The sequence below is a fragment of the Gordonia sp. (in: high G+C Gram-positive bacteria) genome (assembly GCF_012515855.1).
GTDB lineage: Bacteria > Actinomycetota > Actinomycetes > Mycobacteriales > Mycobacteriaceae > Gordonia.
The window spans coordinates 1-11,100 of sequence record NZ_JAAYXO010000217.1; the positions used below are offsets into that span (position 1 = coordinate 1).

Here is an 11,100-nt window from a genome sequence, read left to right on the forward strand (position 1 = left end):
GAAGACCCGACCGAGGAACGCGAGCAGCAGCGGGGCGTTGTCGGCCCGCAGCAGCCGCCATGCCGCGTTGCCCTTCCGGACCGCGACGATCTCGTCGAATTGCACCTGGACAGGGTATCGGGGGAGCGGCGGTGGCCGTTGTCACGGTCGCACTGCGGAGTGCCTACTCGACGGGCGGGGTGAAGGGCACACCGGCTTCGATCAGCTTGTTTTGAGCCCAGCCCCACGGGATGCGTTCCTGCTCGAGCAGTCGCCTTTCGTCGACGACCACGTCGAGGGCGGACCGTTCGGCGTCGGTCAGTGGCAGGTCGGTGTTGTCGGCGATGAGCTTGCCGTCGACGGCGAGGTGTTCGCAGGTGCGGAAGGTGTCGAGATCCATCATCGCACTGCGCAGGCCGGGCACCGCTCGGCGTAGACGTCCGACGAAGACGATGCCCGCGTGGTCGAGATCGCCCCAGTAGACGACGTCGGCGTCGGCGAGCCAGCCGATCTGCGACAGCGTTCTCAGCGCGTTGCCTGACCCGACGAGCGCGATGGTCTCCGGCGCGTCCGGCAGCACGTGCAGGCACTCGCGGTTCTCGACGATCAGCACGGTGGTCGGCGCCACCGCCATCGCGGCCAGATCGGCCACCGGGGCGGCGATGATCCGCGGCCAGGCAGGCAGAAGCGCCTCATCGAGCACCGCCATCTCGATGAGGCGCGGTGCGGCGTGGATGCCGAGGTCGCGCGACCCCCGGGCTCCTTCCACCAGCCGTTCCACGAGCGGGCGGTGCGCGGCCAGCCACTTGGTGTGGACGCCGTCGACCGGCAGCTGTCGGATGAGCATCCCCGACTGCGGATTCTGCAGCAGCCACGTCAGCATGGCGAGCAGTCGGTCGAAGTCGGCATCGTCGAGTGCGTCCCACTGATTGCGTTCGCCGACTACCGCCGCCAACAGACCCGGGCTCGGCGCCACCGCGAGGAGCCTCGCGCGGCGATCGACCAGGCGACGCCACCGCGTGAGTTCGCCCGCCGCCCGACAGATCTCCTCGACCCCGGACAGTGTGACCCGCACCGGGACGGTCTGCTCGCCGAAGCTGCGCCAGCGACGGGTCTCACGGTCGACGGTGCCGGGCCCGTCGTACGACCGCCACGCCCGAACCCAGTTGCGGGCGGCGTCGGGGTCGTCGGCGACCGCCGACTCGGTGGGTGGATGCAGCGCGATCCGCACGGTGGCGTCGGCCGCGCCGTCGGGATCGGTCAGCCAGTCGCGCAGGCGACTGCGGACGGCCTTGCGGGCGGCTTCGCGTACCGCGGAAATTGGGATCACGGTCGGCCGTCCTCGATGTCGGCCCACTCGACGAGGTTGATGGTGGACTGCCTGCTGTCGCGGATCGCGATGGTCGCGGTGCCGCCGATGTAGTCCTCGAGGGTCTGGAGCAGTTTCAGCGGGGTGGCGAGCACCAGGTGAAAGCCGAACTGGGTGAACACGTCGAGCGCGCGGCGGGTGAACGCGGCGTCGGCGCGGTCGAAGGCCTCGTCGAGGATCACCGTTCCGTACCGGGGCATGCCGCTCCCGTCCGGTGCGAGCTGATAGCGCAGCGCCGCGGCGAGGCAGAAGAAGACGAGCTTCTGAGCCTGGCCGCCCGACAGACCGGCGCTCGAGTCGTGATAGTTGGTCGCTTCGCCGTCGGCGTCGAACTCGACTCCGATGAATCGCACGTGCAGACGGGTGTCGAGCACCTGCTTCTGCCAGCGACCGTCGGCGGGGTCGCGTGAGCCGAGTCGTTCGAGGAGCCGCGACATCCGCAGGAAGCGGTCTTCGGCGGCCGCGCGATCCTCCTCGCTCCACGACTTTCCCGTGACGGCCGAGAGTTCGTCGAGGAACTCGGTGGCTACCGGCGACCGGTTCTCCCGAACGGAGATCTTGAGCCAGCGGTCGGTGTCGAACGGCGAATGCCGCAGCGACTCGTTGACCGGCTCGATCCGCGCGCGGATGTCGGCGGGCGCCTTGCGGACGGCGAGGGCGATCTCGCCGATGTTCCGCGCCGACTGCTCGTTGAGGAGATCGAAGAACCGGGTCTCGTAGTGCGGCAGTCCATCGGACCGGAGCCGCCCCAGGATCACGAGGGCGTCGTCGACGTACTCCGAATCGGCCTGCAACTCTCCGCCGCGCGACTCCCACCGAGCCAGATACTGCGTGAGGATCCGGGTGATCGCGGTCTGCGACGCCGCCAGGTGGGCCTGAGCCGACTTGTTCTCGGTGGCGATCGCGCGATCGACGGTGGTGCGTGCCGCATCGATGTTCTCACTGGTGAGCCGTCGGTTCGTGGCAGCGAACCGGGCTTCCAGGCGTCCCGCGACATCGTCCGGGACCTCTTGATCTCCGGCTTCGGCCGCTGCGGCGATCCGCTTCTCCCGGCGTTCGACCTCGTGGCCGTGTTGAGTTCGGCGAGCAGTGGCCGCGGTGAGTGAGTCGGCCGCGGCGCGCGCCGCATCGACTGCGGCGTCGAGTCGAAGGGAGAGCGTCGAATGCTCGGGGTTGTCTTGTTCCCAGCGCCCGATCTGGTCGACAATCGCCGCCAGCTCCGCCTCGGCAGAAGCGATGTCGATATCCGACCACTCGGCGTCGAGCACCGTCTGGGCGGCTCGGATCTGCGCGTTACGCTGCTGCTCGTTGGTGTCGATCGACTGGAGTCGGGCCGACCAGCCGGCGATCTGCGCGTCGAGGTCCGCGAGACGCCGTCGCAGGTCGGCGAGCTTGGCCTCGTTGTCGAACCCGAGCACCCACCTGCTGTGGTCGTCGATCCGTCGACGGTCGTCCTTCTCGTGCCGCTGGCTGGAATGCTTCACCTGGCCGGACTTGGTGACCGCGCGCTTCTCGGCGGCCAAGTCGGCGACCGACTCGACGCAGGCGTAGTCGAACGACTCCGCCAGGTGCACGTGCAGCCAAGTCTGGAGCGGACCGGGTGCGACGGCCACCTTTCGCACCAGGGACGCCGAACCGGTCCTGCGGGGACTCGCGGCAGTCGGGCGAACGCGCAGATAGACCAGGCGGGTTCCGAGGTGCGCGGCGTCGACGGCCCCGGCGACGGTGCGGTAGTGCTCCTCCGGCACCAGCAGGGTGCGGCCGAAGCCGGCGAGAACGCGTTCGATGGGGCCGGCCCACGCGGTCTCGTCGGGCAGCACCTCGAGGAGCTCACCGCCGAACGGCAGCTGGTCTTCGGTGAGCCCGGTATCGGTGCACAGCAACTCGCGGGCGCGCAGCAGTGAGGGGTCGATATTGGAGCGCCGTCGGGCCAGCGCCGTCCGGTCGGCTTCGAGCTCGGCGCGCAGAGTGCGGGCGGCGGACCGTCGGCCCGAGAGGTCGTACTGCTCGGCGCGACGGTCCTCGTGACTGCCGCGGCTCTCGTCGACGAGGTTCTTCACCTCGCCGACCAGTCGGGTGAACGCCTCGGCGGAAGCCGGAACCTCGCCGTTCCACGCGGCGACGGCGTGCGCTATCTGATCGCGGCGTCGCTTGATGCGGTCGATGGTCTTGGCGCCCTGTTCGCGTTCGGCGGTGAGCACCGACAACCGTCCGCCGCCCACGCCTTCCACGGCCACAAGCGCATCGAGACGGGCCCGGTCGGTGGACTCGGCCTCACGGCGGGCGTCATCGACGGCTTGCTGTAGCAGTGGCGTCTGCGCGCTCAGCGACGCCACCTCCCGCTGCAGGATCTCGAGCATCCGACGCGCGTACACGGCGTCGACGTAGAGCTGCTCCTGCTCGGTCTCCTGAACCACGGCCAGCGAGGTGCGGCGGGTGTCGGCGAGCGCGGTCAGCGGCGCTAACATCTCGACCTGCTCGCGAGCATCGACCACCACCCGGTGCGCCTCGCGGAGATCCTGGAACTGTTCGACGGCACGGTCGGCGAGCGCGAAGGTCCGTGGCACGTCGAGCATGAAGTCGCGGAACAATTGATCGAGGCTGCCCAGGCTCTTCGCCGACAGTGTCCGGTGCAGCAGCCGCTGAGCGCCCTCGGTGGAGATGCCGAGTCTGCGACGGAACTTGGCGGCGAACGGCGAGTACGAAGGATTGACGTCCGCGTTGGGCCATTGCTTTCGGATGGCGCGGGTGTCGATGCCCGCTGTGACGTACGGCAGCAGGTCGGTGACGTCGAGCTCGTCGGCTAGCAACAGGTGCAGGTGACTGACGTCGGACGCCGCGTTCTTGCCTCGCCCGAGATGCATCAGTTTGACGAGGGTGGTCGGGGTGCCGTCGTCGTCGGTGCGGTAGGTCAGCGCGATGGCCGAGACGGTGGCGCCGTCGCGGAGATAGCTGCTGACGAGCGTGTCGGTATCGGCATCGGTGTCGCGGCGCCACGCACCGCGGATGTAGCTCACCAGGTTGCGGCCGGACTTGTCCGTCTCCTGTGCGGCGGCATTGAACTTGACGCTGCCGGAGGGCATCAGGACGGCGGAGATCCCGTCGAGCAGCGTCGACTTGCCGGAGCCGGAATTACCGGTGATGAGAAAGCCGCGTCGCGCCACCGGGAACTGGTGGTAGCCGTCGAAGGTGCCCCAGTTGACCACCTGAACGCGCGCGAGGCGATGCTGCCCCGGATGATTGTCGCTCACCGGTCTGCCTCGTCGACGATCCGCTGAAACTCTCCGGCGACCAGGGCGATCTGGTCGGCGTCGAACAACTGGCGCAGGACGGGGGAGATCTCCATGCGGTCCTCAGTGGTGGTCGTGGAGAGGATCGAGTACTTGGTCAATTTGGTCCATGACGCGTTGATCCGCTTGCGGAAGCCCGCGGGGTCGGTGTCGGCGTGACGGCGGTACACCTCCAGCTGCTCGGCGATCTCGTCGCGGTCGACGATCACCCGCTCGCCGGGCTGCGATCGGAGCAGCAGCTGTCGTAGCGCAAGCAGCATGACGGTGTCCATGAACGTGAGACGTTCGGTCCGGAGCACCGTGGGCGCGTCGATGTCGCCGGTGTCGGCGGGACGGGTGAACGCGAGCTGGTTCTCGTCGTCGACCACCAGGTCGAGGAACACGTCGGCGACCCGCGACCGCAGGATCTTCTCGTCGCGCAGTACCGTACGCCAGACGTCCGGGTGCTTGGCCGCGGTGATCAGCGGCCCCTTGAGCAGTTGGACCAGCGCGCGTCGGGTGTCGACGGCGAGCTCGCTGGTCGCGGTGGCGGTCTCGTCGCTGGTGTCGACGTCGTGGGCGGTCATCGCGCGAACTCCTCGGCGGTCGGATCGTAGACGTGACGGACGATGGTGGCGCGACGTCGCGCGCCGCTCACCGACGTCCACTGCACGTCCTCGGAATCGGGGGTCGGATGACCGTGTCGAACGGCGAGCACCAGCAGACCGACGACGGAGGCGAGCCCCTGGGTAGCCGCGTGGTCGGCGAGGACGTCGCCGACGCTGGCGCGACCCCGTGTGGCCAACGACGCGGCGACGTTGCCTGCCAGTTCGTCGAAGTCAATCTCCGATTCGCGGACCAGCTGTCGTAGTTCCGCGAGATCAGCGAGGCCCGACTCGTGGATCTCGATCTCGTCGACCACGCGGTCGTCGGCGGGATTGTGCGGCTTGAGCGCGGCGACGGACTCAATGCTCATGCCGACGCGGACCAGTTCGAGGTCGAGGACGTCGAAGGGTCTGCGGACCTGCGCCACGCCCCGAGCGTGCTGCTGCGCGGTGCGGATGAGTTGCTGCAGCTTGCGGTGCTCCTCGTACGCGCGGGACTGCACGAAGTGACGGAGCGATCGGGACAGCGACGTCATGGTGTCGTGGACCTCGGCGGCGGCGTTCTCCATGTCGGTCAGCAGCGCCCGAAATCCACGGCGTTCGGCAGCGGTGAGATCGGCGGCGAACGGGCGATCGAGGATCGTGCTGATCGCGTCGTCGATCTGGGCCGACCGGCCGGCGTCGAGGATGGTGTCGTAGAAACCGGTGAAGCTGCGGCCCGCGTCGGAATCGCCGATCAGGTCGACGCCGCGGAAGACGTCGCCGAGAGTGTCGTTGCGGTCGGAGTCCTCGTCGAGGATGCGGGCTCGCAGCGTGCGGTTGAGTTCGTCGAACGACGTGCGTACCCGAGCGAAGTCGCCGGGGATCTCGGAGGCCAGCGATAGGATCTCGTGCGATCGTTCGATGGCGCGCCCGCCCTCGAGCACCGGGAAGTCGCCGGAACGCACCATGGCCATCTGGCGGTCGATCTCGTCGCGTTCCGCTTGGAGCCGGGCCAGCCGCGTTTCGACACTCGGGTCGGTGTCGCGGGCGAGCGCCGCCAGCTGCGTCGCCAGGGTGGTCAGACGGGACTCGGTGACGGTGCTGGTGGTGGACGTCAGTCCCGCCACGAACGCCATCGCGGCGAAGGTGCCTTCGGTTGGTTCGATCGACTCCTCGCGCGAAGAACCGCGCGCCCGCCGGAGCAGGTAGCCCTCGCGAACCCAGTCCGCGCAGTAGCCCTGACCAGAGCGAGGGAGATCCCAACCGTCGTCGCGCAACTGTTCCAGATCGGCGTCCAGGAGATCGAACAACTCGGGCGCCGGGATGCTTCGGACGCCGTCGCGGAAGTGCCGTCCGAGGAGGGTCAGGGTGGTGGCAGCGTTGGCGGAGCACAGCAGGACCCATCCGGGGTTCTCCTCGCGCAACGCTTTGCGCTGGTGTACGTCTCCGATCGCTGACATCGCTACTCCCTCCGCTTCGCCGTCCAGGCACATACTGGCATGCGCCTACGACAGTTCGGCGAAGCCGGGTCGCTGCCGCGTCACCGCTCCGCGAACTGCGAGGCGAGTCGGTAGCTCAGGTCCTGCGCCTGCGCGCGAAAGGTCGAGGTGTACGTCGGCTGCTCGTTGGTCCAGAGTTCGATGATGTCGGCCGCGGAACCGACGTAGTGCTGCGTCAGCAGGGGCAGGCGGTGCTGCATCAGCGCCCACTCCTGACCGAAGAGCGCGGCGCGCGACCGATAGCGAACAAGGTCGGTAGACGACATCCGGAACGTGTCACCGTAGGCGTCGGCGAGGTAGTACTCCGCGCTGAATCCCCACTCCACGGCGCGCAGCAGTCCGCGGTCGGGCGCGCCGAAGAGGTCGATGGGGGTCTCCAAGCCTGCGACCACCTCGACGACGGGGATATTGGATGCGCGGATCGTGTACAGCTCGTCGACGGCGGTCTGCGCGGCGTGGCGCAGGCCGTCGACCCACTCGCTCCCGAAGTGCGCGTGCTGAACGATCGCACGGTGAAACACCGCACCGACGGTGTACGCCCACGACTCACGGACGTGTTCCCGCACGACGTGGGGTGTCAATGACGACGACGCGAGGCCGGGGAACACCCACACGATGTCCTGTTCGACAGTGAGGGCGCCCGGCAGCAACTGTGCGCCGGGCACGTGGTGGTGGATCTGAGAGGAGGGCATCGACGGGGCACGTCGGAGGCGGACCACCCCGTCGGGATCGAGTCCCGCGGATGATGGCGTTGTCGGGTTGTTCAGCAACGGTCCTCCTCACGCCGATCGGTCTCCCGCCGCCCACTATAGGAGGCCGCGCGGGTCTGGTCGGTCGCGCGAGCGATCAGCCGCGATGCCGAACGGCGGCGTCCGCGGCAGCGATGAGGTCGTCGACGGTGGACGCCTGGCCGTCGCGACGCGGCCAGCCGTGAACGTTGCGCTGCCACTGCTCATCGATCGCGTCGAGACCGCAGACCGCGCCCATCAGCGCGCCGGTGATGGCAGCGGTCGTGTCGGTGTCGTCGCCGATACGGATCGCGGTGAACACCGCGTCACGGTATCGGTCGGCGCCCGAGGCTTGCGCGTGGGCGGCCGACGACGCCGCGGCCTGCCACGAATACACCGTGTATCCGTTGCGCTCAAAGGTGCGCGGATCCTGGTCGGCGGCTTCGCGGAGTCGCTCGTCCCACCAGTCGCGACGGTCCGCGGCAAGCAGATCGAGACCGGAGTCGAGACGGAGTTCGCCGGTCAGGATCGCGACGCGAATCGACTCGCACCACAGGACGCACGATTCGACGGCGTCGGCGTGGGCGTGCGTCAGTGCGGCGACCGCACGCGCGGCGTCGGCCAGCGCCGAACGGTCGTCGAGGTGGGCCAGGGCGACAGGCGCGGTGCGCATCAGCGCGCCGTTGCCCGCAGCGTTCGGCCTGTGCACCAAGACCTGACGCGAGGCGGCGGTCATCGTGGCGGCCACCGATTCCGTGGCGCTCACCGCGCGCTGCGTGTCGCTCAGGACCCCGCGCGTCTGGATCCCGATGTCGGGCGGGTTCGAGCTGTACCAGTCCAGGAACCCGGTCGCGACGGCATCGAGTGCGGCGGCGGACAGCAGCTCGCGATGCGCGGCTCCGGCCAGCGCGATGGCCATGAGCATCGACGTGTCGTCGCTCCACTCGCCGGGAGCGAAGTCGCCGAGGCCGCCGCCGAGCATCTCGGGGACGGCTGTCGAACTGAGGCGTGCGGCGAACTCGTACGGCACGCCGAGGGCGTCGCCCACGGCCGCGCCGACCAAGGTGCCGCGGGCGCGGTCGAGCTGTGCTGGGGAGAGTGCAGATCCGGTCATGCACATAAACTAGGCGAGGGGTCTGACACCTCGTCCGCGACAGGTTCCCGATGCGCGCGATGCCGTTCCCAGACGCCTGACCGCATGGGGCAACGGCGCAGGGCCGACACCCGGTCAGGGCACCGAACAGAACGACCCCGCGACGCTCGGCGTCACGGGGTCGTCAGCTGCTGTTCCGACTACAGGTTTCCGACTACAGGGTGCGGAAGCCCGAGCCGATGGCGGTGGGCGTCGCGTTCAGCACGCGGACGATGTCCGTCATCTTGGTGGCGACCATCGGCGTGTAGACCGGGAACGCCGGGTCGATGCACTCGACCGAGGTGCCGGGACCGGCGAGGCGCAGCGAGCCGTTCAGCATGCCGACCACGCGGCCGCGGCTGATGATCGGGCCGCCGGAGTCGCCCCGAGCTGAGCACACGTAGTTGATGGTCGAGGCACCTTCGATCGCGAGGGTCGGACCGCACGAGAAGCCGGTGGTGCGGCCGGACTTGCACACGTTCGCGAACGGCTGCGGGTACGTGCCGACACCGCCGATGTGCGCCTTCCCGACGTTGCGGACTCCGCGGACGCGGCTCGTGTCGAGGCGGACGACGGCGACGTCCCAGTTCTTGCTCTTGGTGACGATGCGTCCGATGACGCCCGCGCGAGCATTGCGTTCCAGGCTGACCGCGGAGCCCAGGTTGCCGCAGTGGCCGGCGGTGAGCCCGACCAGACGACCGGCGCGGTCGTTGCCGACGGTGGTCATGGTGCACAGCGCGCGGCCGTCGATGACGATGCCGCTGCCTCCGCCGACATTGGCAATGGGGGCCGCGGTCGCGACCGCGGCCGGGCTCAGTGCGAGCAGCGCGGCTCCAACGAGCAGCAGAGTTCTACGAATGGCCTTCATTTGTCTCCCCACAATGTGCGCCGGTCGGTGTAATCGGTTGCGGCGCAAGAGGTACGCCAGTCCGTTGTAGAAGGCCGGCGCCTTCCTCCCCAGTGCGAAACCGGACAATGCCGGAATCGTCTTTGGAGTGAAGCACACCCGTACATCGACTTCAAAGCTCATCGGCGTGTTGTGCGAAAGTGCTCTGGCCTGCCAAGAGGGTCGTGGTTCGTCAGATGCTGCGAATTCGTTCGAGGATGGTCTCGGCCAGTTCCGGAGCATTCTGTTCGGGGATCCAGTGGGTCGCATCCTCGAGAATGCGGAGTCGGTAGTCGGCGGCGACGTGCTCGCCTGCCAACTCGGCGCCCTTGCGGGCGAGGGCGGTGTCGCCCGCGCTCCACACATGGGTGGTCGGCACGGTGATCGGTCGCCCGATCGCGCCCGGTGTGCTGAACGGGATCGCGCGGTACCAGTTGAGTCCGCCGGTGAGTGCTCCAGAGTCCACGACCAGCCGATGGGTATCGGCGATCATCGCCGCGTCCATGCCCGTCGCGGCGAGCATCTTGTCGAAGATCTCAGGCTTGCGGGCGATCATCAACTCGGGCAGCTTCGGCGGCTGGAAGGCAGCCATGTACCAGGAACGACGCAACTGGTCGCTCTGCGTCATCGACGCGACGAACGCGGCCGGGTGCGGGACCGAGACGGTGGTGAGAGTGCTGATCAGGTCCGGCCGCGTCGCAGCGAGCATCCACGCCACCTGGGCGCCCCAATCGTGGCCCACCAGATGCACGGTCGCGGAGTCGGACTGGATGATCATCGACTCGATGTCGGAGACGAGCTCGCCGATGCGGTAGGCGAAGCGTCCGCGCGGACGGGCCAGGGGAGAATAGCCGCGCTGGTCGGGTGCGATGGTCCGGTATCCCTGCTCGTTCAGGATCGGGGTCACCTTGCGCCAGGAGTGGGACGTCTGCGGAAATCCGTGGAGCAGGACCACCGTTCCGTTGTCGGGGGTTCCGGAATCGGCGACGTCGAAGGTGAGGCCTGCCCGTGAGAATGTCTGCATGTCGCGCTCCCGTACTCGGCACTGTTGATACTCGACAATTGGTGTGACTCAACGTTACATAGATATTTGTTGGATGGGGAGGGGCGTCGGGGGCGGAAAGCAATGGCCCAGGGCCGACCGATGCCTATCGTGAAGTCATGACCGCACCCGACCTCGCGCTGTTGATCGATGCTCTGCCCGCCGGGATGGTGATCGTCGATCCGGACATCCTCGCCGCCTACCGATTCGACCGCGCCAACGACCCCGACGCGGGGACCGCGCTGGCGCTGGTCCGACCGATGACCACCGAGCACGTGCAGACCACCGTTCGCTGGTGCGCCGACGCGGGCGTGCCGATCACCACGCGCGGCGCGGGAACCAGCCTGTCGGGCGGCGCGACCGCGGTCGACGGCGCGGTGCTCATCTCCACCGAGAAGATGCGCCAACTGACCATCGACACCGCCACGCGCACCGCCGTGAGTCAGCCGGGCATGCTGAACGCCGAGGTCAAGCAGGCCGCCGCCGACAAGGGGCTCTGGTACCCGCCGGACCCGTCGTCGTTCGAGATCTGCACCATCGGCGGCAACGTGGCGACCAACGCGGGCGGGCTGTGCTGCGTGAAGTACGGCGTCACCACCGACTACGTGC

Annotated in this window: 9 protein-coding genes; 1 reads left to right on the forward strand and 8 read right to left on the reverse strand. The window is 68.5% G+C overall.

Going from position 1 to position 11,100, the window contains the following annotated elements; all coding sequences use genetic code 11:
• Positions 1-163 precede the first annotated feature (163 nt).
• From GX543_RS15855 to GX543_RS15890, 8 genes are all read right to left on the reverse strand, one after another.
• Positions 164-1,309: a DUF3322 domain-containing protein gene (locus tag GX543_RS15855; protein ID WP_290853315.1), complete on the reverse strand. Its 1,146-nt coding sequence runs from the start codon at positions 1,307-1,309 to the stop codon at positions 164-166.
• The gene (locus tag GX543_RS15860; RefSeq protein WP_290853317.1) at positions 1,306-4,599 is read right to left on the reverse strand and encodes an ATP-binding protein; all 3,294 of its coding nucleotides are present in this window, start codon (positions 4,597-4,599) and stop codon (positions 1,306-1,308) included. Before GX543_RS15860 ends, GX543_RS15855 begins: the two co-directional genes overlap by 4 nt.
• Positions 4,596-5,204, reverse strand: a complete 609-nt coding sequence (locus GX543_RS15865) for a DUF4194 domain-containing protein (protein WP_290853319.1) — start codon at positions 5,202-5,204, stop codon at positions 4,596-4,598. Before GX543_RS15865 ends, GX543_RS15860 begins: the two co-directional genes overlap by 4 nt.
• Positions 5,201-6,664, reverse strand: coding sequence for a DUF3375 domain-containing protein (locus GX543_RS15870; protein WP_290853321.1), 1,464 nt, complete (start codon positions 6,662-6,664; stop codon positions 5,201-5,203). Before GX543_RS15870 ends, GX543_RS15865 begins: the two co-directional genes overlap by 4 nt.
• Before the next feature lie 80 nt (positions 6,665-6,744).
• Positions 6,745-7,395, reverse strand: a complete 651-nt coding sequence (locus GX543_RS15875; RefSeq protein ID WP_290853322.1) for a hypothetical protein — start codon at positions 7,393-7,395, stop codon at positions 6,745-6,747.
• A gap of 154 nt (positions 7,396-7,549) precedes the next feature.
• Positions 7,550-8,545: an ADP-ribosylglycohydrolase family protein gene (locus GX543_RS15880; protein ID WP_290853323.1), complete on the reverse strand. Its 996-nt coding sequence runs from the start codon at positions 8,543-8,545 to the stop codon at positions 7,550-7,552.
• A 193-nt stretch (positions 8,546-8,738) separates the two neighbouring features.
• Positions 8,739-9,431 carry a S1 family peptidase gene (locus GX543_RS15885; RefSeq protein ID WP_290853325.1) on the reverse strand — a complete coding sequence of 231 codons (693 nt, stop codon included), beginning with the start codon at positions 9,429-9,431 and terminating at the stop codon, positions 8,739-8,741.
• Positions 9,432-9,642: 211 nt separating this feature from the next.
• Complete coding sequence (locus GX543_RS15890) at positions 9,643-10,473, reverse strand: alpha/beta fold hydrolase (protein ID WP_290853327.1); 831 nt, start codon at positions 10,471-10,473, stop codon at positions 9,643-9,645.
• A 137-nt stretch (positions 10,474-10,610) separates the two neighbouring features.
• Between GX543_RS15890 and GX543_RS15895 the strand changes: the two genes are divergently transcribed.
• The coding region (locus GX543_RS15895; protein ID WP_290853328.1) for an FAD-binding oxidoreductase at positions 10,611-11,100 on the forward strand (490 nt) is incomplete at its 3' end.